This window comes from Brevibacillus nitrificans (assembly GCF_003710965.1).
In the GTDB taxonomy this organism is placed as follows: Bacteria; Bacillota; Bacilli; order Brevibacillales; family Brevibacillaceae; genus Brevibacillus; species Brevibacillus centrosporus.
Map to the genome: position 1 here is coordinate 328,411 of NZ_RHHU01000010.1, position 23,660 is coordinate 352,070.

The following is a 23,660-nucleotide window of genomic DNA, read 5'->3' on the forward strand; positions in this document are numbered from 1 at the left end:
TTCCATGTCCACCCTATGTTACGATTAAAGATAGTAGTTTTGTGACGAGAGGGGTCGGATTGCTTGAGCCATTTTGTATTGATTGACGGAAACAGTATCGCCAATCGTGCGTTTTATGCGTTACCGCTCTTGTCTACATCGACAGGGCTGCATACCAATGCGGTGTTAGGATTTACGACGATGCTGCTGAAGGTTATAGAGGAAATGAAACCGACTCACATCATGGTTGCGTTTGATGCAGGCAAAGTCGTGTTCCGCCACAGCGAATATGCCGATTATAAAGGAGGGCGTGCAAAAACGCCGCCCGAGCTATCTGAGCAGTTTCCATTGATTCGCGAGCTGCTGGATGCTTTCTCGATTCAACGTTTTGAGCTGGAAGGCTATGAAGCAGACGATATCATCGGCACCTTGACGAAAAGGGCAGATGAACAAGCCTGGAAAACGACGGTCATTACCGGAGACAAGGACATGCTTCAGCTGGTATCGGAGCATGTTTCTGTGGCGTTGACACGCAAAGGTGTCAGTGAGATCGAGCTGTACACGCCTCAGGAGATTCAGGACAAGTACGGTCTTGCGCCTTTGCAAATCATCGACTTAAAAGGGCTGATGGGTGATACGTCAGACAACATTCCCGGGGTTCCAGGAGTGGGGGAAAAGACGGCGCTGAAGCTTTTGCACGAGTACGGCTCAGTCGAGGAAGTCTTGGCGAACGTCGATCGCGTCTCGGGCAAAAAGCTGCAGGAAAACTTGCGTGAAAATGTAGACAAGGCCAAGATGAGCAAGGAATTGGCTACGATTTTGCGTGAAGCGCCTGTCGAGCTGGACGTGCAGGAGACTGGGTACGACGGATATGATGGCACGGCGTTGAGCGAGTTTTTTAAACGGATGGAATTCAAGTCGCTCCTGTCCAAAATCAAGGTAGATGCACCTGTAGAGGGCGAGGGTCAAGCCGCGAACGCTGCTCCTTTCCATTTTGAAGTCGTTACGGAAGAATCGGCAGCGAAGTTTGCGGAAAAGCTTACCTCTCCTATGGCGGTCTACGTGGAGATGGATGGAGACAACTACCATCATGCCCCGATCATTGGTTTTGGGCTGGCGGCAGATGACGTCAATCTGTATGTTCCTTGGGATCAGGCAAAGGAATGGAAGGCATTTAGCCAATGGCTCGAGGACAGCACAAAAGAAAAATGGACGTTTGATGGAAAGCGCGACACAGTAGGGCTCGCTTGGCACGATCAGGATATCAAGGGGATCGGCTTTGACGTCTATTTGGCATCCTATCTGCTCAATGCGACAGAGAGCAACCCGACGCTGGATTCGATCGCTTCCCAGTACGCGCAGGTGCGGGTACGGCCGGATGACGAGGTCTATGGAAAAGGGGCTAAGCGTCTCTTGCCGGAAGAGGACGTCATCAGTGAGCATGTCGCGCACAAGGCAGCGGCCATCTGGCAAAGCGTGCCGGTCTTGCGTGAGCAGCTGGCAGAAAACAAAATGAACGAGCTGTTAAATGACCTGGAAGCGCCGCTCAGCATGGTGCTTGCCCTCATGGAAAAGCAAGGCATCAAAGTCAATCGGGACCGTCTGGAGCAAATGGGCGTAGATCTGGACGCCAAGCTGGAGGGGCTGACCAAGCAGATTTACGAGCTGGCTGGACAGACCTTCAACATCAATTCACCGAAGCAGCTGGGGGAAATCCTGTTTGACGTGTTGGATCTGCCCGTTCTCAAAAAGACCAAAACCGGTCCCTCGACGAGCGCCGATGTATTGGAAAAGCTGGCACCGTACCACCCGATCATCGATGCGATCTTGACCTTCCGTCAGCTGGGCAAGCTGCGTTCTACCTATATCGAAGGCTTGACCAAAGAAATTCACAGCAAGTCCAGCAAGGTGCACACGCTGTACAATCAGGCGACGACAGCAACGGGCCGCCTGTCCAGTACAGAGCCAAACCTGCAGAACATCCCGATTCGCATGGAAGAGGGGCGCAAGATTCGCGAAGCCTTTATCCCTTCCGAAGAGGGCTGGTACATGCTCGCTGCAGACTACTCTCAGATCGAGCTGCGCATTTTGGCGCATATATCCGGAGATGAGAACTTGATCGATGCGTTCCAAAAAGGCATGGATATTCATACGCGTACCGCCATGGACGTATTTGGGGTGGAAGAGAGCGAGGTCACATCCTTGATGCGCCGCCAAGCGAAAGCGGTCAACTTTGGAATCGTATACGGCATCAGCGACTACGGACTTTCGCAAAACTTGAATATTACCCGCAAGGAAGCCGGGGATTTTATCGAACGCTATTTCTCCGTCTTTTCCGGCGTCAAGCACTGGATGGAGGAAATCGTCAAGCAGGCCAAGCAGGATGGCTTTGTCACGACGCTTTTGAACCGCCGCCGCTACCTGCCTGACATCCGCAGCAGCAATTTCAATCTGCGTTCTTTTGCCGAGCGGACAGCGATGAACACACCGATTCAGGGAACGGCAGCAGATGTCATCAAGCTGGCGATGATTCGCATGCAGGACAGCTTGCAGGAAAAAGGCCTCAAGAGCCGGATGCTTTTGCAGGTACACGATGAATTGGTGTTTGAAGTTCCGCAGGATGAGCTGGAGATCATGAAGCAGCTTGTGCCAGAAGTCATGGAGAGCGCATTGAAGCTGGATGTTCCCCTCAAGGTGGATGTCAACTTCGGGCACACCTGGTACGAAGCCAAGTAATTGTTCTTGCAACCAAGAGAGATACAGCGAGAGGAGGAAGCCTTATGCCAGAATTACCAGAGGTAGAAACGGTTGTCCGTACGCTGACCGGGTTGGTAGTGGGCAAGACCATTGAGCGGGTCAGTGTACATTTGGGCAGAATCATACGGACGCCAGATGATGTGGAAGAATTCAAGTCGCAGGTGGCCGGTCAAACCATTCATGCGATCAAGCGCCGAGCGAAATTCATCCAATTTGTTTTGGACCGGGATGTGCTCATCTCCCATCTGCGAATGGAAGGGCGTTACGGTCTGTATCAAGCAGAGGAGCCGGTGGAAAAACATACCCATGTCGTTTTTCACTTTACGGATGGCACGGAGCTGCGCTATCGGGATGTACGCCAATTTGGGACGATGGATCTATTTGCGCTTGGAACGGAAACAACCGCGGGTCCATTGGCTAAGCTGGGAGTAGAGCCGCTGGACGAGGGCTTTACGGCGGCGGCCTTCAGCAAGCTCCTGAATGGGCGGTCGACAAAAATCAAGCCGCTGCTGCTGAATCAGGAATGTATTGTGGGGCTGGGGAATATTTATGTGGACGAGTCACTCTTTCTAGCTGGTATTCATCCCGAAACCCCAGCGGGCAAGCTGACCAAAAAACAGGTCATTCGCCTGCAAGAAAGCATTGTTGCCACGCTCTCTGAGGCTGTAGAACAGGGCGGAAGCTCCATCAAGTCCTATGTCAATGGTCAGGGGGAGATGGGGATGTTCCAGCAGTCTCTCAAAGTGTACGGACGCAAGGATGAGCCCTGTGTCCAATGCGGTACGCCGATTGTCAGATTTGTCGTTGGAGGCAGGGGCACGCATATTTGTCCTGTTTGCCAGAAACAGTAAATGACGTTTTTCTCGGAGAGGAGGATGTGCATGATATTAGGATTGACTGGTGGAATCGCCACGGGAAAAAGCACGGTAACGGGTATGCTGCGCGAGCGTGGCATTCCTGTCATTGACGCGGACCAGATTGCTAGAGAGGTTGTAGAGCCAGGCAAGCCAGCCTACGAAGCGATCGTCCGTCATTTTGGCCGGGAGATTTTGCTCGAAGATGGACAGATTGATCGAAAAAAGCTCGGTGAGGTTGTATTTTCGGATGAGACAGAGCGCCAAAAGCTGAACGCAATCGTCCATCCCGAGGTGCGTCGCGTCATGCGCGAAGAAGCCGAAGCGGCTGAAGCGGGCGGGGCTGATATTGTATTTATGGACATCCCTCTCTTGTTTGAGAGCAAACTGCAGCACATGGTGGAGAAAATTGCGGTCGTGTATGCACCTGCCGACATGCAGCTCGCCCGAATGATCGAGAGGGATGAGCTGGAAGAGGAGCAGGCGCAAAAACGGCTGCGGGCGCAGTTTCCGATTGATCAGAAAAAATCGGAGGCAGATTTTTTGATCGACAACTCGGCGTCGAGAGAAGAAACAGTCAAACAGGTTGAGCAAATGCTTGCTGTGATTCGAGCGGAGTTGAAGTCATGAAGCCAGGACGGCGGGCAGCGTTGATTTTGCTCATTTTGATGAGCGTCTTCCTGCTGCTCAATACTCCTTTGGTCTGGAAGTGGATGTATCCAATCAAGTTCCAGCAGGAGATCGTTACAGCATCAAACAAGTACAACGTGGACCCCTATCTCATACTGGCTGTGATCCGTTCGGAGAGCAGCTTCAAGACGGACCGTGTATCGAAAAAAGGAGCGGTGGGCCTGATGCAAATCATGCCCGATACGGCAGCATGGATTGTCCAGCAAGCGGGCTTTCAGCCAAAGGACAACCAGTACTTGTACGATCCGGTCATGAACATTCACATCGGTACCTGGTATTTAAATTTCCTGTTGGAGCGGTATGAGGGAGACTTGGTCAAAGTCATCGCTGCCTACAATGCAGGCCCGGGGAAGGTCAGTGGATGGCTGTCAAACGAGCAGTGGAGCGGTCAGCGGGAGCACATCGAGGACATCCCGTTCGGAGAGACGAGACAGTATGTGCAGCGTGTTCTTTACTATCACGACCGATATAAAAAAGTATACGGGAAAGATTTGCAGTGAGAGCCGCTTCCTTTCAAAAAGGAGGCGGCTTTTGTCTTGGGGAGGGCACGATAAAAGAAAGCCTGTCAAAAAAATAGGAGGGGGAAATCGTCCAAATATTTATTTTTCAGTAAAACACATTGATAATTGTGTCATACTTATTATAATAAAAGTATCAGATAAGCGTAACTCAATTGCGAAAGGGGTTTCTATATATGACAATCAAAATTGGTATTAATGGTTTCGGCCGTATTGGGCGCATGGTATTCCGCCGCGCTATTCAGGACCCCAACATCGAAATCGTCGCGATCAACGCCAGCTATCCTCCAGAGACGCTCGCGCATTTGTTGAAATACGACACCATTCATGGACGTCTGCAGAATAAAGTGGAAGTACAAGACAACAAGATCCTGGTCGATGGGAAAGCAACCGTTGTCCTTTCCGACCGCGACCCGCTCAAGCTGCCTTGGGGCGAACTGGGTGTAGAAATCGTCGTAGAAGCAACAGGCAAGTTCAAGGACCGCGAAGGCGCTGGCAAGCACCTGCAAAGCGGCGCGAAAAAAGTAGTCATCACTGCTCCTGCGAAAGAGGAAGATGCGACAATCGTGATGGGCGTGAACGATTCGATCTACGACCATGCGAATCATCATATCGTCTCCAACGCTTCTTGCACGACCAACTGCCTGGCTCCCGTGGCAAAAGTGCTGAACGATGCATTCGGTATCGAGCAAGGCCTGATGACTACCATTCACTCGATCACAAACGACCAAGTCAACATCGATAACCCGCATAAAGACCTGCGTCGTGCTCGTGCTGCCGGTGAATCCATCATCCCGACTACGACAGGTGCTGCTCGTGCGGTAGGAAAAGTACTGCCAGAGCTCAACGGCAAGCTGAACGGCTTTGCTCTGCGTGTACCGACTCCAAATGTTTCCGTAGTGGATTTGGTTATCAATACGAAAAAACCGGTTACCCTAGAAGAAGTAAACCGCGTTCTGCGCGAGGCAGCTGAAGGCGACATGAAAGGCTATCTGGAATTCTGCGACGAGCCGCTTGTTTCCAGCGACTTCAATGGCAACGATAACTCCTCTATCGTAGACGGACTGTCCACGATGGTAATGGGTACCAACCAAGTGAAGGTCATCTCCTGGTACGACAACGAGTGGGGCTACTCCTGCCGCGTTGTAGACCTGGTGCGTCACGTGTCCGAAATGCACAATCAAGTTGCCAGCAAAGAAGCTGCTGCTGCTGGCGTTAACTAATCAAAGAAATAGCAAACCCCTTTGCGCAAACGATGCCAAAGGGGTTTTTCCATCAGGGAAGGTCATCAGGTCGGGTTTGTCTCTGATACATCGCTCATGCGGAATAAATCATCATCTTCGAACCCAACAACAAACAGCTGTAGATTCGCCTTGAGATCGAGATCATAGGGAGGGAGCACATCGTTTCCTCTTCCGTCCTTGATGATGCGAACAGTTGGACGGTGGGAATAATCCGGATCCACGCGGCTGACGACGCCTACCTCGCCCGTACTCAGCACGACGCTGCTCCCGATGGGGAAGACCGCGATATGCTTGATAAAGGCATTGACGAGATGGTGCTCGAACAGATGACCGCCAGAACCGAGCAAATACTCCAGCGCGTCCTGCGGCATGTACCGCTTGCGCCAAGGTCGAGGGGAGGTCAGAGAATCGAATACGTCTGCAATGCCAACGATTTGGGCGTACTCGTGAATCTGCTTCCCTTGGAGCCCCTGAGGGTAGCCGCTGCCGTTCAGTCTCTCGTGGTGCTGGAGACAGACATGGGCAGACAAGAGGGATATGTCATGCTGTTTTCTCAGCAGATTAAATCCGTGGCGGGTATGCTCTTTCGCAATCTCTTTTTCTTCCGCTGTCCATTGCTCTTCCTTGGCCAGCATCTCCTCTGGCAGGTTCAGCTTGCCGACGTCGTGAAGCATGGCGCCGACCCCCAGATCCAGCAGACGCTGCCGGTTGTAGCCGAGAGACATGCCTACAGCAGTTGAGAGCACGGCCACATTGACGGCGTGATGGTACATTGACGGAGAATGCGAAGAAATGTTGGTCAGGTGTCCGATCATTTGCTTGTTGAGCAAGAGGTCATCGAGGATCGAGCTGAACGCACGCTGAAAATGCAATCCCATTTCTTTTAAGGATATTTTTCGGGCGAGCTTGTTTGAGTTGGTAATCTGTTTGAACGTTTTCTCGATGGCTTCCACAGCGATTTGCCGTGTCTGTGGACGGATAACTTCTTCCACCTCAATGTCTGCTGTGCGAGGATCATCTATATAGACAGCGTCAATTTTGGATCTTGTCAGACCCGCAATGAGACGTTCGGTCAAGACCATACCCGTACCTAACAACACTTTTCCATCTTCTGTGAAAATGGTGCGACCCAATTTCATCCCTGGTCGAACCTGTCTTAAAGATACTAACCTCATTCCAATCCCTCCAACAATACCCATATTGTACTCCATTCGACTTATGCTTTAAATAGGTACAAGGATTGACTTGACTTCTGCAGGGAAATTGAGGGACACTGTAATCAAGGATTGTCCGTACTGGAGTTGATCGTTGCGATGCGTTGTCCATTCTGTGAATATAATGGGACTAGAGTCCTAGATTCGCGTCCATTCAATAATAACAAGTCCATCCGCCGCCGTCGGGAATGTGAGCAGTGCGAGCGCCGCTTCACGACCTTTGAAATGGTGGAGGAAACTCCCTTGCTGATTGTCAAAAAAGACGGCACACGTGAGGAATTCAGTCGCGAGAAGGTTTTGCGCGGTTTGGTGCGCGCCTGCGAGAAGCGTCCGGTTTCACTCGAAGTGCTGGAAAATGTAGTGAACGACATCGAAAGGGAGCTGCGCAGCTGCGGGCAGGCAGAAGTCCCCAGTAACGATGTTGGGGAGAAAGTCATGGAGCGTTTGTACCACGTTGACGAGGTTGCTTACGTGCGCTTTGCTTCCGTCTACCGTCAGTTCAAGGACATCAGTGTCTTCATGAAGGAGCTGGAGGAGCTGCTTTCTCAAGCGCGAAACAGTCAGACTCCTTTTACAAAGGAATAAGAAGACATCGGGAAACAACTGTTCATACCACGCCCTCGCGGTTATTTTGCTAGGGTGTTTTTGGCTTTCCATTGGATTTCAGCACGTAGTAGGAGGAGCCATGCTATAATAGGGAAACGAAAATAGTCAGGAAGGGAAGAGCCCATGCGTCGTTTAGTTTGGAACGAATTGTTGCCAAAGGATCGTTTTTTGGCGAGGGTGGCGAGACCGCTCAGTTTTGCCGAAATGGGCTATGTCACGCAGCTGTATTTGCCGATCATTGGTGTCGAGTCGTATACGCTCTACCAGCTGCTCGTCCATGGCGTGCAGGAAGTGAGCGGCGCTTCAACCGAAGGGACACATCGCAGCTTGATGCTTTCCACGTCTCTCTCCCTGGACCGGCTGCTGGATGCGCGCGAGCGTTTGGAAGCCATGGGACTCTTGGAGGTGCGCCGGAGAGAAAACCTGCAGCGCGACTACTACTACGATTACCTGGTAAAGCCGCCGCTGACACCTGGCGAGTTTTTTGGGGATTACGTCCTTTCTCTCATGCTGTTAAATAAAATTGAAAATATCCGCTTCCAGCAGCTGCGGGAGCAATACGCCGATGCCGTTGCGACACAGCTGGATCAGGAATATACCATCGTGGAAAATGTAACCAAGGATTTCCATGAAGTATTTCAATCGTTGAAGCCCTCTGAGCTGGAAGTGAAAAAAGGTTCGGAGCGGGAGCAGTTTTTGACGAAAATGGAGTCGGACTTCCCGCCTGCTGCGATGAAGTCTGGTTTTGAAGCACAGGTTCAGCATCCGCTCAGTGTATCGTCGCTGCGCCTGTATTTGCCAGACAATGCAGATGCATCCAAAGTTTTGAGCGGTTCGAGCATGGAGTTTTTGTACTTGCTTTGCCACTTCTATCAGATGGACAGCTGGGGCATGGGACAGGAGCTGCGCGACTGGACACTGTACAAGCCGGATCGCAGTCTGGATACGGAAGTGCTGCGCAAGCGTTTGATCCAGCGCTATTCGGAGGACAAGCTGTATCGAGCTGCTCCAGCAGACCGTGCAGGCGCAGGCGAGGATGACTGGGGACCTGGTCAGCTGCCAGAGCCGGGCAGTGAAGCGTTCGTGCGTGCCTGTCGGGTGCTGTCGCCGCTGGGACTCTTGGAGCGAGTCGTTGGCGGCAGAGTGAGCAAAGTCTTTCTGGATCGCGCGGAGTCGCTCGTTTTTACGGACGGAATGCAGCCGGAAGTCGTGAATGCCCTATTGGTACACACACTGGCTAGCATGCAGATGGAACTGCCAAAGGCGTACATGGAGACGATCCGGGACAGCTGGAAGGCGAAGCGGATTGCTACGGTAGACGAAGCGGTCAAGCAAATCGTGGAACGCGCCGATCAAAGAGCGCAGTCTGTGGAAAAGGCGAAAGCTCCCAGAAAAGATACAGGTGCGGTGCGGCGAAATGGAAAAGCCGTTTTGCAGGACAAGCTGCCGGCATCTGTAGAATGGCAAAGAGAGCAGGAGAAGAGTGGTCAGCCAGCAGCCAAAGGAAAGCTGATTTCGGATGACCCTGAGCTTAGCAAATTGCTGGAATCCATGCGCAAAAGTCAGAAAGGAGAGTGATCGCTAGATGGAATCTGTAGGTCAATTTATGAAGGAGCTGGCAAAGCGCACGCCTCGTCAGCTCTTGACTCCCGATGAACAGCTCGACAAAATGTTTCGCTCCAGTGCGTATTTGCAAACTTTTGCCCAAGAGCATCCCGAGTTGACTCGTGACGATTACCTGCGTTCGCTCTCCAACGTGTACACGGCTGTGAAAGAGCAGTACTGGTGCGAGCGCTGCCCGGGATTGACGGAATGTCCGAACCTGGTCAAAGGTCACCGGACGCAGCTTGATCTGATGAGTACCACGATCGTTAGCGCGATTGCTCCCTGTAAAAAGCAGCTCACCCATGAGGAAGATCTCAAGCGCAGACGGATGATGCGCAGCTACTACGTGTCAGAGGAAACGATGTCTGCGAGCTTTGACAAACTGGAGCATGATGCTGGGAATCGGTCGGCAGTGGCGGCAGCGATCCAGTTCTGCAACCAGGTGGGAACAGGAGAACGAGCGAAAGGCTTGTATCTGCACGGTTCTTTTGGTGTAGGAAAAAGCTATCTGATGGGGGCCATCGCACGTCAGCTGTCGGAGAACCATATCGCTTCCTTGCTTGTCTATGTTCCCGATTTCATTCGCGAAATGAAGGATTCCATCTCGGATCAGTCTTACGTGGGCAAGCTGGAGCTGTTAAAAGAAGTGCCTGTACTGATCCTGGATGATATCGGTGCGGAAAATCTTACGCCGTGGGTGCGCGACGAAATTTTGGGTGTGATCTTGAACCAGCGGGCAAACAATCATTTGCCGACTTTGTTCACCTCCAATTATTCGCTCGAGGAGCTGGAGGAGCATCTGTCGATTTCCAACGGCAACCGGATCGAACGGACCAAGGCAGCTCGTATCATGGAGCGCATCCGTCACTTCGTAGATGTTCACGAGATTTTACGCAAGAACCAGCGCCTAGAGGGTTGAGGAGAAGAGGCGCGAGAGGTGCCAGTACGTAATGGCGAGCACTTCTCGCGCTTCGTGGTACGGTGTGACGAGGACCTGCGAATGTACCCCGACAGGTGAAGCGGTGTTGTATCCAAGGGATTTTGCCATCGTCATCGCTCTATACAAATGATAGTCGTGACTGATGATCAACGTGTTTTTGATAGGATGAGTAGCCAGAACCTGCTGACCATACAGCAGGTTTTCGTATGTAGACGTGGATTTTGATTCCAAGAGGATGTGCTCTGCCGGTACCCCGTGCTCGATCAAGTACTCTTGCATGACGGCTGCCTCTGTCCGGCGCTTCCCTTCCCCCAAGCCTCCCGTGACGAGTAGCGTGGAAACGTACCCCTTCTGGTACAGCCAAACGGCTTTCTCCAGCCTTTCTCGCAGACCTGGGCTTGGACCGTCTCCCCACACGGCGGCACCCAATACGATTCCCACATCTGCCTTATGCGGTACGGCTTCCTGCATCGTCGCTTTGATTTGATAGATGACATAGCCAGACCAGATTCCTCCGATTCCGATCAGTATGCTTAGGCAAAAGAGGAGCCTTCGCATCCAGCCTGGTTTTTTGCGTGTCTTCACGATTTTTTTCCTCCTGGTAAAGCTTTTGTGTGGAGTTCCCGATGAGCCATTTGCTCGCTTCTCCTAAGGAATAAGACGGTAAAACCGGAGCAGGGTTACAAGGTTTGACACATGACAGACACAAATAATTAGTAAATTATTTTTCGCAGAAGCCGATATAGTAATCGAGGCATGGGTTTTACGAGAAGCAGATTTCATACTTGCGGGGGAGGCTAGCAATGTTCTGGAAAAAAACGACGCTCTTGTTACTGGCTATCTTGCTCTTGTGCGGGGCTGGAAACGCTGGAATTGGATACGCTGCGGACGAAATCAGCAGATTGGTCCTATCGAAAAATGAAGTGACATTGGAAATGGGAGATTCTACTGCATTGACGGCTACGGCTGTTTATGTGAGCGGAAAGACCGAGGAAGTCACGATCACGACAGATTGGACAAGTCAAAGTCCAGATATTGCGGCAGCTTACGCGGGCCGAATTACGGCAAAAGCCGTTGGTAGTACGACAGTGACAGCTACATACATGGGAAAAAGCGTCCTGGTTGCCGTTACCGTCACGAAAAAGGTAAAGGCACTGACGCTGGACAAGCAAACGCTGAACGTGCAGATCGATGAGGATCCGGCTCCACAGCTGAAGCTCACGGCGCTCTACAGCGATGGCGCATCTGAGGATGTGACGACCAAGGCTGATTGGTCCATTGACAATACAACCATTGCAACGGTTATTAACGGGCAAGTGAAAGGCTTGAGCTCCGGTACGGGGATTATTACAGCGAAGTTCGGCAGCCAGTCGACTGCGATCCCGGTCAACGTAGAGATCGCTCACAGACTGGAGCCGAATAAAAACCAGGTATCGCTTCTTCTGGGAGGCTCCGAGCAGATCACGCTGCGTGCCATTTACCCAGATGGCAGCGATGCACCTGACGTAGCGGCAAAAGCAGAATGGTCCTCGGACAATCCGGCAGTAGCCGATGCGCTGAAAGGGAAAATCACGGCCTATGGTGCGGGGAAAGCGACCATAACAGCCAAATACGGAACGAAGACAGCTACCATCACAGTGGATGTCGACACGACTCAAAAGCTGGAAGTAAACAAGCAAAGCATCTTTTTGCATGTAGGGGAATCATCGGAAGACATCAAGCTGACAGCAACCTATGCGAATAGCGCAGGTACGCCTGTAGATGTAGGGAGCAAGGCTGAGTGGACCTCCAGCAAGGAAGAGGTCGCCTACTACAGCAACGGCAAGATTCATGCAGTCGCATCCGGGGAAGCTGTCATTACGGCGAGCTACGGAGGCAAAACCGTTCAAATTCAGGTAGACGTAGAAGTGCCGCGCGCACTCGACATCGTGCCATCGTACTTGGTTATGAAAAGTGGTACGAATGAAACTGTGAAAGTAAACGCATCTTTTGCGGGAGCGAGTGCTGCCGAGGATATTACCGACAAAGTAACCTGGACGTCCGACAATGAAGATATCGTCTTTGCAAAAGGTGGAACGATCTCTGCTTACAAAGCGGGCTCCGCGACCATTACCGCGAAATACGGGGAGAAGACGGCTACTCTGGTGGTCGACGTAGATGTACCGCAAAGCCTGACAGCCGACGTGACGAACGTCGCTATTCCAGTAGGCGGGGCGAAGCAGGTTACAATCACTGCGAATTACCCGAACGGAACGAATGAGAACGTCACGCAAAAAGTAACGTGGGCATCCAATGCCCCAGCGGTAGCAAGTGTTCGTCAAGGCTTGATCACAGGGATCGCGACAGGGGCAGCATCCGTTACGGCCACCTACGGCAACCGTACCGTGACCATTCCGGTTTCTGTCGGTGTGCTGCAGACCTTGACGGTGGACAAGCAAAAGCTGGTCATGGGCAACGGCAAGAGCGAAACAGTAAATGTCACGGCCGCCTATGCCGATGGCACTTCGAAAAACGTCAATGAGCAAGCGGCATGGACATCAGCATCTGCAGCGGTTGCGGAAGTGACCCAAGGGAAAATTACCGCAAAAGGCCCTGGGAAAACCACGATTACCGCTACGTTTGACGGAAAATCCGTAAGTATTGCCGTGGAAGTCGATCAGGCAACGACCTTGTCGGTTGACCCACGCCTGTTGATTCTCACCCTGAACGAATCGGCTGAAATCAAGCTGACAGCGACGGACTCTGCTGGAAATACCAGCAATGTGACGACAGACGCAGAATGGGCATCTTCCGCTATCAAGGTCGCGGACGTAGCCAATGGACGTGTAACGGGCTTGTCGAACGGACGCGCAACCATCACCGCCAAATACGGCGGAAAGTCCATCACGATCCCAGTAGAAGTAGGGATCGTCACCAAGCTGGAAGCGGACAAACGCTACGCTTCGATCAAATCCACCACCACGTCGCAAATTACCTTGACCGCTACCTTCGCGGACGGACGCACTCTGAATGTCACTTCGCTGGCGGATTGGAAAACGAGCAACTACAAGGTAGCGGATGTATCCAAAGGCTTGATCACAGGCCGTGCTTTCGGGAAAGCGACCATTACGGGGAAATACAATGACAAGAGCGTATCGATCCCCGTGGATGTAGACACGCTGAAATACTTGAAAACAGATGTCGTTCAGCTGGTCATGGCCAAAGGCGAGACCAAGCAGGTAACAGCGACAGCGACTTATATGGACGGCTCTGAGCAAAACGTAACCAAGCCTGCCCTGTGGACCACCTCGCGCCTGCTCGTGGCAGACGTAAAGGATGGAATCATCAAGGCGACAGGCTCCGGTAAAGCTACGATCTACGTCACCTATGGTGGAAAGAAAACACCGATTGTCGTAACAGTCAGGTAGTCATAGGCGAGCTAGATTCGCACATAGTGGACGAAGAAGCCAGTCAAGCGTAGGAACAGAAGTCCAATTGTTAGACAATACCTAACAGTTGGAGCTGAAGTTCATGCTTGGCTGGCTTTTCTTTTACTCATCGTAACTGTCGGAAGGCTCCAGATAAGCTTGGCTAGTCGAAGAAAGCAGCGATCAGATTTTGAAATGTCCGATCTGGCTTTGCAGCTCTTCAGCCATTCGTTCCAGTGACACAGACGAGGTGGCAATCTCCTGCATCGATGCCAGCTGTTCTTCGGCTGCGGCAGACACGTTTTGTGTACCGTCAGATGCAGACAATGTCACTTGGGAAATATGGTTCATCAGCGTTACGACGAGATGCGTACGAGCGGATATGTCTTGGGTGGCGCCGGAGACCTGTCCGATCTTTTCCGCGACTTCTTCGATGGCTGATTGAATTTTTTCGAAGGAGTGGCCTGCTTCGTACACTTTCTCAATCCCGTCTGTCACTTCGCGCTTGCTCTTGTCCATGACGATGACGGCGTGCTCTGTCTCCGATTGGATAGAAGCAATCAATGTGGTGATTTGCTTGGCGGAGAGGGAGGACTGCTCCGCGAGCTTCCTGACCTCGTCAGCTACCACAGCAAAGCCCCTTCCTGCTTCACCCGCGCGTGCTGCTTCAATCGCAGCGTTGAGAGCCAGCAAATTGGTCTGATTGGAGATGGCGGTGATGACCTCCACGATGTTCCCGATCTCCTGGGAGCGTACACCGAGCCGCTCTACCACTTCAGCCAGATCGTGAATGGACTGGCTCGAAGCATTCATCTGGTGCACAGCAGACTGGATAGAGCCGTTCCCCGCCGAGGCGAGATCGGCCGTTTGACGGGCAGCCTCCGAGACCTTTTGGGAGTAGTCGGCAATCTGGGTAATCCCCAAAGACATTTGGTCGACGGCTTCCGTGCTTTCCTTGGTATAGGAGACCTGCTGCTCCGTGCCGACAGCCATCTCCTGCATGGTAACGGCAATCTGCTCGGTCGCTTTGCTGGTCTGGTCTGCACTGGCAGAGAGCTGCTCTGCGGAAGCGGCGAGCTGCTGGACATTATCGTTGACCGCATGAAGGAGCGAGCGCAGCGATTGTGCCATATGGTTGAAGCTTTTCGCCAAAGTCCCGAGCTCGTCGTCGCTGCTTACCTGCACCTGCTGAGTAACGTCGCCTTCACTCATTTTCTGTGCGGCCTCGGTCAGCTTGCGCAGAGGGCGAAGCATGGATTTCAGGATGAGGTATACGGCCAGGCTGCCGATCGCCAGTGCGACGATAATAACGAGCAAGGTCTTGTAAAAGATAGGGCTGGCAGCTTGGACAGCTTCTGACTCGTACATGACAGCCATGAGCTTCCAGCCTGTTTTTTCATTGGTGAGGTGAACGGCTTTCGCTGCCTGGTTTGCATCTGAGAAGGAGAAGATGCCTGCTTTTTCACCGTAGAGGGAACCGATCCAGGAGGTCGCAGCTGGCGTGCCGGCTTTACCGGTGGGATGGATCAAGTATTGCTGGTTCTTGTCAAAGATCGAAAGGTAGCCCTTTTCCCCGATTTTCGCTTGCTTGACCGTCTCGTCGAGTGCAGACAGCTGGATGTCGATACCGAGCACGCCCGAGCCATCTGGCAGCGTTCGAGCCAGGCCAATCACGACGTTTCCTGTACCAGCATCGATGTACGGATCCGTGATGATCGTCGTTTGCAGCTGCTGCATGGCTGCCTGGTACCAAGGGCGTTTGCGAGGATCAAAATCGGACGGGAGCTTGGTATCTGTAGACGTCAGCATGCCACCCGTCTGGTCCCCGATATACACCTCCCCGATCTCCGGATGCAGAGCATGGAAGGTCTGCAGCTTTTTACGAGTAATCGAGCGAGTAGACTCCAGCAAATCGGCTTGGCCCAATTCAGAGGAGATGAGCTCCACATCGAGAGACTGGGAATCCAGCGTCTGTGTCAGCAGCTCGTCCACCAGGCGCACATTTTCCGAGGCAGTGGTCAAAAGCTCAGTCTCCAGCTGTTCTTTGGCACTCTGGTAGGAGAGCCAACCAAGGGTAAGTAGCGGAAGGATGAGAATTGCGGCAAATGCGGTGATCAATTTACTCTTGACGGTAAGTCTGGGTGTTTTCATCTGATCGGCTCCCCTTACAAGCATGTCTATGTTGTCTTTTCCTACTATCCATACCCGCTATATAGATGACTTCAAACCTGAAAACTCGGAATTGTATTTATAGAACTTTATTTTGGAGAAAGGGGGATAAACGGGGGAAGTGAGCCATTTTTTCGCTTGCAGCGTACGAAAGTATATGCTATACTAAATTCACAAAAGCGAGCGGTAATCGCTGGGAATATACATATGGGGCATTAGCTCAGCTGGGAGAGCGCTACACTGGCAGTGTAGAGGTCAGCGGTTCGATCCCGCTATGCTCCACCATAAAAAAACGTTGAGACGCTTGGATTTCCGAGCGTTTTTTGTATTTCTGATAAGAAAATGATTCTTTTGTATTGGGCTGTGGTCACACAGTTGGTCACACTGCGTATTTTTTTCAGGCTTTTTTGCTCATTATTAGGGTATCTATCGACCGATCAGAGATATATAATTTTCGATCATAAAAAAACTCGCTCAGTCCATAATCATGTGACTGAGCGAGTTTTCATGTCATTATCCAAACAACAAATTGCCAAATTGTTTAGCGGTCTCTTTATGAACGGTCGGTAAAACATGGGAATAGGTATCTAGGGTGACCCTGATATCGCTATGTCCAAGGATTTCTTTTACAATTTTTGGGTTTATTCCTTGTGTGAGCATCAATGTTGCAACAGTATGACGGAGCCCGTGGAATTTTATCTTAGGCACGTTTGCCTTTTTCATTAGCTTATAAAAGTCACGGAGCAAGTTTCGGGGATTGATCGGGTTTCCCGTCTTAGTACAAACCACAAGGTTGTAATCTTGGTAGCTTGATCCGGCAGCAAGCTTTTCTTTTGCTACCTTTTTCTTATGGGCTTTGAGTTCCTCGATTGTTTTTTCAGTAAGTGTAATGGTTCGAGTGCTTGACTTAGTTTTGGTTTCTTCGGAGAAATATTTTCCGTCATGACTCAATGTTTGCCGAACTTGAAGAGTTCCATTTTCGAAATCTATATCCTTCCATCTGAGGCCGAGTATTTCCCCTTGCCTCATTCCAGTTGTCAGTGCAAGAAGATACGCCATGTATAAATTGCTACCTTCAGTCTCTTTGAGGAAACGGGTGGTTTCTTCTAAATTCCACACCAGCATTTCCTTCCGAGGGACCTTGGGAGTTTCCACATCTGCTGCTGGGCTGTAAGATATATACTTTCGCTTAACAGCCATCTTCAAAGAGCTCTTGACGATCTTATGGATATCCAAAATGGTAGTTTCTGATAATCCTTTTTCTTTTACCAAATGAGCGTAGAATTTTTCGATTATCTGCGGTGTGATTTTCCCGATTTCTACCTTTTTAAAATATGCGACGATATGCTTCTGAACGTTGTGTCTGTAGGTAGCAAGTGTAACAGATTTTAGCTTTAAGGCTTTGCTATCCAGCCACTCACCTTCTATAAACTCACTGTATCCCAGCTTGGTATTTTTGACATAGGTATTCTCATCTACCTGTTGCATAATTTTGCTCATTTCTCTCAAAGCTTCTTTTTCTGTACGAAATCCACGGCGCTTGATTTGTCTTCTCTTGCCGAGTTCATCCTTCCCAGCGCTGACAACAAACCAGTATGTACCTGTCTTTGAGTCTTTGTTAACTTTCATTTACGCATAACCTCCACTTGGTTAGTCATTTAGGAAAACAAAAATAAGCAGGAGCATTTGGCCCCTGTCGATTTACAAAGCTGTTACTCAATAAATGATTATTAACTAGTAGTTACAGCTCATCTAAGTGAAACTTAATCAGCTAATTCTCTGTAACGCTCCAGTTTCATTTTTGTCTGTGTGAGAATAAAATCAATGACGGCTGCTTTTGGTATCCGATAGCCTTTCATTTTGATAGATTTTATTTGTCCGTTCTTCAGCAGTTCGTATACTTTGGAGCGGCCAATATTAAGGGCATCCATTACATCTTCCACTGACATGATGTCATCATACTGTGCAAACATAGTCTCATCCTTTCTTTCCAGGTCACGTGTTAGTTGAAAGATAGAAACTTGCCATTTCAACAAGTTCAATTATCATATTGTTCAGTGCAAGTTGTTTTTAATTGATTGTCGTTCGTTCGATTTATATAACGTTCAATGCTGATTTCTTAGGGCAGTGAAAACCAGGCTATAGCGAAGATGAACGTCACGTAATCAAAAGGTTATGGTAAAATAAGACTACAAGGTATGACATATCATTTTTTACTCGAGTCTTAACAGTGTTCAAATAGTTGCTGCCAAAGAATGCCTCATACAGAATCAACAAATTGCACAACTATAGAAAGGCTACAAAGATGGGGTTTCTACCTAACTACCTTGCTTCCTTGCTACCTAAAAGTCCAAATGATTACAGATGGAGAATGAAAAATGTCTAAAAGTATGAAGTTGTATACTGACTCTTTTCATATAAGTAGTGACTCTTTCTTTGATATTCAAGATATTGAGAAAATGAGAGCGACTTTTAACCAAGCTTTTGAGGATAACAACATTGATATCTTTGTAGATGATGATTTTACTGTTATCTATGGTGATCCATATGATGATCTATCCGCGTCCGCGCTGAACGCCGATCCTTTTTTGAATAAATATTTCTTCTTCCCAATCGATAAACTCTATTTGGATGATGGCTCTAATAAGCGAGATTTGGGGATTAGAATGTGCTTTGTTAAGGAAGGAAGGCGTGGAATAAAATGCCACGTATTTGATATTGCAAGTGAGCAATATGAAAAGGTCGGAAGTTGGTCAAAGGCACAAGAGTTCTTCGGAGATAAGTTAATTAGTGATAATATTCGCAAGATGTACCCTTCTTATATATCTGTGTGTAACAAGATTTCCGGTCAATTAGAAAAGAGACCACATATAGTTTATACAAATCAAAGCGGATGGGTCGAGGGAGGACGTGACTGGTTCTACGTTCCTGTTTCTCCTAGTGATGAGTGTGACTTGCTCTACAGTAAGTCATTAAACTCAAAGTATAAAATGAATCCAACTAGACATCTAACCCATCAGGAGGCATTCCAGAAAACGTGGAGTATGCTGGACATTACGGACAAGAGAATTACATTACCACTATTGTCCTACACTTTTCTATCTCTAATTACCAGCTTAATGAACTATAGTTCAGATGAGTTTCCAAAGTTTATGATCTGTCTATCAGGTAATAACAAATCGCTTGATCGCCAAGGTTTTGCCAACCTGTTTTGTAATTTGTATGAGAGAAAGATGAATATCTTCAGCCTGAATTCCAAGTACCACATTAATTCGGACATGGACAGGAAGATGATTGAGAAGAAGTCCGCTAAAATCAGGGATGGCATTCTGATAATAAACACAGATACCCGCCCAAAACTTATCGAGAGGTCACTTCGGAGTATGCAAGACTCCGCTGTCGAGAACCTACAGTTAATCTTAAATGAAAAACGACTAGATAAAGAATTTGTACTAAACCTTGACATAAGCGATGTGGAAATCAGTTCCGTACATGTAGAACAGCAGCGGCAAAATTCTGATATTCTATCATCAGCTATTTTTCATGCCACTGGGTTCTTCAGAAGGATATTTCAACACGAAGAAACTTCTAATAAAAAGAAAGTCGAAAAGTATCTACGTAAGCGCTATAAACACTTTCGCAAGCTGATTGAAAAAGACGATATCCCACAAGAAGAAGATAAATTACATATGTATTCGTGCCTTCTTATTGGACTCGATTTTTTACTTAATCCAGTGAAAAATGAGCTTCTCGTGTTCAATCATGAGGTATACAATGAAGAAGCACAGGCATATGTGGATGAAGCGGTGCAACTTTTTCAGCAAGAATGTATAACTAAAAATGCAGTCTCGGTGGTAGAACAGCAACCCGCAGACGAGAAGAATAGTGAAGCGATGAAAGAAGAGCATATTATTTTTCTTGAAAAACTGTTTGAATTGTTGCCAGTTGAATTACCGAGTTACGAGAATAAAAGTGACAGCCCGGATATCAACGCATGGATGGATAAAAAGGTTGAATCTATTATCTGGATTAATAACTCCGTTTTCCGTATGATTTTGCTGTCAACAGTTAACGGTTTTCAGGAATTGCATGAAGATGAGCAGAAATCGGCGATTATCAAATATAAGACAAGTATTTATAACAAGCTGCGCTCTAAAGAGATATCCGTAATTCTCCCTAAAAATGATGATCCTAAGAATAGTACAGTAAAGATAGGAACTACTGAAAAAGATGATTATACAGGGAATAGAGCTGCAGGAACGCGAAAATCATGTGTTGTTTTCAGAATGGATCGAAGGAAAGCAGAAGAATACCTAAGCTCATTGAAGAACTAAGTGATTTAATCAACAGTATGGCATAAAGACAGTGGTAGATTTGTCTTTATGCTTTTTATTTATATAAATATATATTACCTTTTTGTTTTTACTCTTATTTTCATTGCTCTTATGATACAGGTTTTCAACGAGTAGAGATGACTATATGAAAAACAAAAATGCGCATAACAAAGCTCTAAAAATCAAGATTGAATTTGGAGGATTTGTTATGCAGCATACCGTTCAAATGTTTTGCAAGCTGGACTCTCGCTATTATTCAGCATTATTTGAAACGCTAAAACAACTATCAAAATCCAACCACTCAAAGTTTTATAAGGAAAAGGATGGTTCCTATCATTGCAATCTACTTCAAGAGAATGGATTGCACCTAATAATGCGGCATTCAGAAAACACCGAAGGTATCGGTTATAGCGCTTTGGAAATCATCATGAATCCTATGAGGCTGTTGTTTCAAAATGAATACCTTAAATTGGTGTCGATGAAACATTGTAAAGACATTTATACAGCTTTTAAGCGGGCTTTTGTTCCGATCAAAAATAAGTTCGAAAAGAAGCGGAGAAATAAAGAAATCAAATTTCGGCTGCATCTATTGGATTCATACAGTTACAAAAGGATCGACTTTGCCTTGAACTTTTGTACAGAACACATCAAGCAGTACATGAAACTCATCAAACGGGCCGATATCCCTGACGGTTTCCAGCAATTCATGAGGTATCATAAATCAAATAGGCGATATGTATCTCCTGAGCATAGTTTCTACATCTTTAAAACATCCAGGTCGCAATCAAAGGTTGATCATGTGAATTTGACCATTAATTGCTATGATAAAGGAGAGCAGCTAAAGGAGAATGGGTTGCCATGCAACGATAAAAATGCAAAGTATACCATTCGCTTTGAGGTTCAATGCCGTTACAACAAAGTTTACAGGATAATAAAAGACAACGGTCTTAATAAACAAGGTTTTTCACAATTTCTACGAGATGACATAGCGAAAAATCTACTCCACTATTATTTTAAAAAGACTATTGGCTTTGGGGACTACTATACCTTATCAAAAGCAAGGGAAATCATCCAAAGCAAAAGAATGAATGCCTTAACGAGACAAGCATTATTGTCAACACTTGATCTAGTTAATGAGAAAAGAGGTATTTGGAAAGTAAAAGAAACGGTATCCGATAAGAAGGAATTTGATAAGCGAATCAAGAGGTTACATGAATTAGGGATCAATCCCGTCACTATACCGATTTCGTGGGGGATTGATTACTTACCATCCCTGTTTATGGTGTAAAAAAAGAGGAAGGGGTGAATAGCCCCTTCCAGTGTTCAAGTCATTACAAGCTTCAATGATTTCTTGTTGATGTAATATTACTATGTTCCCTTTCTACGATACTTTTTTCCAATCCCATTTTCGCCAAGTAACCGATTCCCCATGCTCTTTGCGTACTAAGTCTTTCAACATCCACAAAAAGTTATTGGCATTATCAAAATCACCTGTTAAACAACCCGCACAAAATTGATGGCAATTATCCAACAGAACATTGTAGTTTCTAATCGATTCCAGATGGTCCGTTGCTCGGGCTCCAGCCATAGGGAATCCGATAGACCAATCTCTATTAGAATAACAAGGGACATAGATTTCATGATTGAACGTAGTGATATGATTTGTGAATTCTTCTAATGAGACTCTTTCGATGAGTCCTTGACCATTCAGATGAATGATAGAATTCTGACCAACGAAAATACCAGAATGTTCCGCAGTACCAAAGCCTAATTCAGTATACACCACAGAACCGTATGAAGGTGCTATGTTCTTATTCGTTCCCCAAAACATATGAAAACCTCCTTTAGAAATAGGAATGTATAACTTCCAACAATTTGTACGCTGACATTACTTGAACATGATTTCCATATACACGATTTTATTGTCAGCATTATTGACTGTCAGATTTACAATTGTCGGGCTCTGGCTACCAGCAAAGTTGTAACTATATAGGGTTGTATTCTTGACACCTTCGTTTGTATGTAGGGGTTTTCCAAGTACTTGAGTTGCCTTGTCCAAGCTGTCGTTAGTCCGAATCCCTTGAAGGTTATAAATGCTTTTTGTAGGGATGATGATTTGCTTTACAACGTTATTATGATTGTCGATAACCAGTTCAGAACCTTCCAAGGCGTACAGTGTTTCACCCTGAGACGTGCTTTTGTCTTTAACCTCGAATAATTTCTTTATTTCTTCTTCTGAGGCTGTTAACCCTAGCATCTTGGAAAGGTCGAGACTCTGGGACTGAACACTTCCATTATAGGCTACGAAATCGATGGTGGATATTTGATCAGAGTTGATATCAGTGGAAAACAGTAGAAGGAAGTCTTCATTAGTTAAATACATGGCATTTTTCTTTCCATCTTTGACAGTGCTCAAATTTGGCTTACCTAGTCGGGTTATATTTTCGTCATAGGAAGAACCGATCGTGACATCAAAGATTTTAAAGGTATCTGTTGTGGGGGATTTAATCATGTCTTTCTGTATGGAAATTTCTAATGCTCCTTTTTCGACCCCGCTCACCATAAATCCCGCATCATATCCAAAGCTGTAGCCGTCTGCATCCTCACGAACAATTTCAGAGGGATTTCCGAACTTCTCGATAATCTGTTGCTTGCTCATTGTAGTCATTTTGGTTAACTCGTAGGCCGTAGATTCGCCACCAGATGATAAAATTCCAACAAACAAAAAGAGAGCAAGTACTGACAAAAGCCAGAACCACCAACGTTTTAGGAGCGGTTTTTTTCTTGGTTTTCCAATTGATTGACTGATTTCTTGCTTGGACATGTGTGAAAATTCCCCTTTTCTATATCAGCATTCGTATATGCTTTCAAACTGTTTCCCTGATGAGTAATGACGATGTTCGTATTATCTCTGAGCACTTCCAGGAGGCATTGCTTGATGTGGTCAGGGGTAAGAAAAACCAGTGGTTGATGATCCCGGCAATCTTGGTTCATCCCTCCTCTCGTTGATTCGTATGAGGATATAAGAGCGAGGAGAGAAATTCCAAGAGCGGATGAAATCTTTTCGAGTACCTTAATTGTAGGGTTCTTTTCTCCACGCTCGATTTGACCGATATAAGACGTATTTATTCCCGCATTCAAAGCAAGCTGCTCTTGACTCATCCCGTTCTTCAGCCGATGGAGTCGAATGCTTTCCCCAATAGCTTCCATGTTTTCCATGTCTCTCACCCCTAGTAAAACGATAGACTTTCTTCAAAATGCTCTCAATAGGATATAGTGAGGATGCCAGTGTCTATAGTCTCGAATTGATGCGGAGTGTACTGTTATAGCGGATAAAGGCGGT

19 protein-coding genes and 1 tRNA gene are annotated in these 23,660 nt (G+C 47.8%); 12 read left to right on the forward strand and 8 right to left on the reverse strand.

The annotated features are described in order from the left end of the window. The first annotated feature begins 63 nt into the window (after nucleotides 1-63). The 5 genes from polA (at nucleotide 64) to EDM59_RS15190 (ending at nucleotide 6,021) form a co-directional block, all read left to right on the forward strand. Nucleotides 64-2,715, forward strand: coding sequence for a DNA polymerase I (gene polA / locus EDM59_RS15170; protein WP_122924361.1), 2,652 nt, complete (start codon nucleotides 64-66; stop codon nucleotides 2,713-2,715). A gap of 44 nt (nucleotides 2,716-2,759) precedes the next feature. Then, nucleotides 2,760-3,587 carry a DNA-formamidopyrimidine glycosylase gene (gene mutM / locus EDM59_RS15175; RefSeq protein WP_122924362.1) on the forward strand — a complete coding sequence of 276 codons (828 nt, stop codon included), beginning with the start codon at nucleotides 2,760-2,762 and terminating at the stop codon, nucleotides 3,585-3,587. Nucleotides 3,588-3,611: 24 nt separating this feature from the next. Beyond that, nucleotides 3,612-4,220, forward strand: coding sequence for a dephospho-CoA kinase (gene coaE / locus EDM59_RS15180; RefSeq protein WP_122924363.1), 609 nt, complete (start codon nucleotides 3,612-3,614; stop codon nucleotides 4,218-4,220). Further along, nucleotides 4,217-4,780: a lytic transglycosylase domain-containing protein gene (locus EDM59_RS15185; protein ID WP_122924364.1), complete on the forward strand. Its 564-nt coding sequence runs from the start codon at nucleotides 4,217-4,219 to the stop codon at nucleotides 4,778-4,780. Before coaE ends, EDM59_RS15185 begins: the two co-directional genes overlap by 4 nt. 194 nt (nucleotides 4,781-4,974) lie before the next feature. Further along, complete coding sequence (locus EDM59_RS15190; RefSeq protein WP_122924365.1) at nucleotides 4,975-6,021, forward strand: glyceraldehyde-3-phosphate dehydrogenase; 1,047 nt, start codon at nucleotides 4,975-4,977, stop codon at nucleotides 6,019-6,021. 65 nt (nucleotides 6,022-6,086) lie between these two features. On the opposite strand, the gene EDM59_RS15195 is transcribed toward EDM59_RS15190, so the two are convergent. Then, nucleotides 6,087-7,217: an HD-GYP domain-containing protein gene (locus EDM59_RS15195; RefSeq protein ID WP_122924366.1), complete on the reverse strand. Its 1,131-nt coding sequence runs from the start codon at nucleotides 7,215-7,217 to the stop codon at nucleotides 6,087-6,089. 138 nt (nucleotides 7,218-7,355) lie between these two features. On the opposite strand from EDM59_RS15195, the gene nrdR reads away from it, so the two are divergent. The 3 genes from nrdR (at nucleotide 7,356) to dnaI (ending at nucleotide 10,386) form a co-directional block, all read left to right on the forward strand. Next, entirely contained in the window at nucleotides 7,356-7,841 is a 486-nt protein-coding gene (gene nrdR / locus EDM59_RS15200; RefSeq protein ID WP_092266087.1) for a transcriptional regulator NrdR, read from the forward strand. A gap of 144 nt (nucleotides 7,842-7,985) precedes the next feature. Then, nucleotides 7,986-9,440 carry a DnaD domain protein gene (locus EDM59_RS15205; RefSeq protein WP_122924367.1) on the forward strand — a complete coding sequence of 485 codons (1,455 nt, stop codon included), beginning with the start codon at nucleotides 7,986-7,988 and terminating at the stop codon, nucleotides 9,438-9,440. 7 nt (nucleotides 9,441-9,447) lie between these two features. Continuing rightward, the gene (gene dnaI, locus EDM59_RS15210) at nucleotides 9,448-10,386 is read left to right on the forward strand and encodes a primosomal protein DnaI (RefSeq protein ID WP_122924368.1); all 939 of its coding nucleotides are present in this window, start codon (nucleotides 9,448-9,450) and stop codon (nucleotides 10,384-10,386) included. Here dnaI and EDM59_RS15215 read toward each other — a convergent pair. Continuing rightward, nucleotides 10,375-10,992, reverse strand: a complete 618-nt coding sequence (locus tag EDM59_RS15215; protein ID WP_246011061.1) for a YdcF family protein — start codon at nucleotides 10,990-10,992, stop codon at nucleotides 10,375-10,377. The two genes, dnaI and EDM59_RS15215, sit on opposite strands and share 12 nt — an antisense overlap. Nucleotides 10,993-11,210: 218 nt before the next feature. Between EDM59_RS15215 and EDM59_RS15220 the strand changes: the two genes are divergently transcribed. Continuing rightward, nucleotides 11,211-13,814 carry an Ig-like domain-containing protein gene (locus EDM59_RS15220; RefSeq protein WP_122924369.1) on the forward strand — a complete coding sequence of 868 codons (2,604 nt, stop codon included), beginning with the start codon at nucleotides 11,211-11,213 and terminating at the stop codon, nucleotides 13,812-13,814. Nucleotides 13,815-13,997: 183 nt separating this feature from the next. Here the strand turns inward: EDM59_RS15220 and EDM59_RS15225 are convergent, their stop codons facing one another. Further along, a complete protein-coding gene (locus EDM59_RS15225; protein WP_122924370.1) occupies nucleotides 13,998-15,965 on the reverse strand; it encodes a methyl-accepting chemotaxis protein in 1,968 nt (655 codons plus the stop codon). A 227-nt stretch (nucleotides 15,966-16,192) separates the two neighbouring features. On the opposite strand from EDM59_RS15225, the gene EDM59_RS15230 reads away from it, so the two are divergent. Further along, nucleotides 16,193-16,268: transfer RNA gene (locus EDM59_RS15230), tRNA-Ala, on the forward strand. A gap of 228 nt (nucleotides 16,269-16,496) precedes the next feature. Here EDM59_RS15230 and EDM59_RS15235 read toward each other — a convergent pair. Then, a complete protein-coding gene (locus tag EDM59_RS15235; RefSeq protein WP_122924371.1) occupies nucleotides 16,497-17,612 on the reverse strand; it encodes a site-specific integrase in 1,116 nt (371 codons plus the stop codon). A gap of 134 nt (nucleotides 17,613-17,746) precedes the next feature. Further along, nucleotides 17,747-17,956, reverse strand: a complete 210-nt coding sequence (locus EDM59_RS15240) for a helix-turn-helix domain-containing protein (RefSeq protein ID WP_122924372.1) — start codon at nucleotides 17,954-17,956, stop codon at nucleotides 17,747-17,749. A 405-nt stretch (nucleotides 17,957-18,361) separates the two neighbouring features. Between EDM59_RS15240 and EDM59_RS15245 the strand changes: the two genes are divergently transcribed. Both EDM59_RS15245 and EDM59_RS15250 read left to right on the forward strand, forming a co-directional pair. Continuing rightward, a complete protein-coding gene (locus tag EDM59_RS15245) occupies nucleotides 18,362-20,317 on the forward strand; it encodes a hypothetical protein (protein WP_122924373.1) in 1,956 nt (651 codons plus the stop codon). Nucleotides 20,318-20,462: 145 nt separating this feature from the next. Then, nucleotides 20,463-21,605: a hypothetical protein gene (locus tag EDM59_RS15250; protein WP_122924374.1), complete on the forward strand. Its 1,143-nt coding sequence runs from the start codon at nucleotides 20,463-20,465 to the stop codon at nucleotides 21,603-21,605. A 93-nt stretch (nucleotides 21,606-21,698) separates the two neighbouring features. Here the strand turns inward: EDM59_RS15250 and EDM59_RS15255 are convergent, their stop codons facing one another. Genes EDM59_RS15255 through EDM59_RS15265 form a run of 3 tightly spaced genes read right to left on the reverse strand, consistent with a single transcriptional unit; the run spans nucleotide 21,699 to nucleotide 23,536 of the window. Further along, nucleotides 21,699-22,148: a hypothetical protein gene (locus EDM59_RS15255; RefSeq protein WP_183192924.1), complete on the reverse strand. Its 450-nt coding sequence runs from the start codon at nucleotides 22,146-22,148 to the stop codon at nucleotides 21,699-21,701. 57 nt (nucleotides 22,149-22,205) lie between these two features. Continuing rightward, nucleotides 22,206-23,141: a hypothetical protein gene (locus tag EDM59_RS15260; protein WP_148040841.1), complete on the reverse strand. Its 936-nt coding sequence runs from the start codon at nucleotides 23,139-23,141 to the stop codon at nucleotides 22,206-22,208. Continuing rightward, nucleotides 23,084-23,536 (reverse strand): helix-turn-helix domain-containing protein, encoded by a 453-nt coding sequence (locus EDM59_RS15265; protein ID WP_122924376.1) that lies wholly within the window; start codon nucleotides 23,534-23,536, stop codon nucleotides 23,084-23,086. The genes EDM59_RS15260 and EDM59_RS15265 overlap by 58 nt, the downstream gene beginning before the upstream one ends. Nucleotides 23,537-23,660: the final 124 nt, after the last annotated feature.

Coding starts and splice junctions, on each gene's coding strand:
- EDM59_RS15220 (WP_122924369.1), top strand. CDS start 11,211: ATGTTCTGGAAAAAAACGACGCTCTTGTTACTGGCTATCTTGCTCTTG.
- EDM59_RS15225 (WP_122924370.1), bottom strand. CDS start 15,965: ATGAAAACACCCAGACTTACCGTCAAGAGTAAATTGATCACCGCATTT.
- EDM59_RS15185 (WP_122924364.1), top strand. CDS start 4,217: ATGAAGCCAGGACGGCGGGCAGCGTTGATTTTGCTCATTTTGATGAGC.
- EDM59_RS15265 (WP_122924376.1), bottom strand. CDS start 23,536: ATGGAAAACATGGAAGCTATTGGGGAAAGCATTCGACTCCATCGGCTG.
- EDM59_RS15245 (WP_122924373.1), top strand. CDS start 18,362: ATGTCTAAAAGTATGAAGTTGTATACTGACTCTTTTCATATAAGTAGT.
- mutM (WP_122924362.1), top strand. CDS start 2,760: ATGCCAGAATTACCAGAGGTAGAAACGGTTGTCCGTACGCTGACCGGG.
- EDM59_RS15240 (WP_122924372.1), bottom strand. CDS start 17,956: ATGTTTGCACAGTATGATGACATCATGTCAGTGGAAGATGTAATGGAT.
- EDM59_RS15205 (WP_122924367.1), top strand. CDS start 7,986: ATGCGTCGTTTAGTTTGGAACGAATTGTTGCCAAAGGATCGTTTTTTG.
- EDM59_RS15190 (WP_122924365.1), top strand. CDS start 4,975: ATGACAATCAAAATTGGTATTAATGGTTTCGGCCGTATTGGGCGCATG.
- nrdR (WP_092266087.1), top strand. CDS start 7,356: ATGCGTTGTCCATTCTGTGAATATAATGGGACTAGAGTCCTAGATTCG.
- EDM59_RS15195 (WP_122924366.1), bottom strand. CDS start 7,217: ATGAGGTTAGTATCTTTAAGACAGGTTCGACCAGGGATGAAATTGGGT.
- EDM59_RS15260 (WP_148040841.1), bottom strand. CDS start 23,141: ATGTCCAAGCAAGAAATCAGTCAATCAATTGGAAAACCAAGAAAAAAA.
- dnaI (WP_122924368.1), top strand. CDS start 9,448: ATGGAATCTGTAGGTCAATTTATGAAGGAGCTGGCAAAGCGCACGCCT.
- EDM59_RS15250 (WP_122924374.1), top strand. CDS start 20,463: ATGAAAAACAAAAATGCGCATAACAAAGCTCTAAAAATCAAGATTGAA.
- coaE (WP_122924363.1), top strand. CDS start 3,612: ATGTGCATGATATTAGGATTGACTGGTGGAATCGCCACGGGAAAAAGC.
- EDM59_RS15235 (WP_122924371.1), bottom strand. CDS start 17,612: ATGAAAGTTAACAAAGACTCAAAGACAGGTACATACTGGTTTGTTGTC.
- EDM59_RS15255 (WP_183192924.1), bottom strand. CDS start 22,148: ATGTTTTGGGGAACGAATAAGAACATAGCACCTTCATACGGTTCTGTG.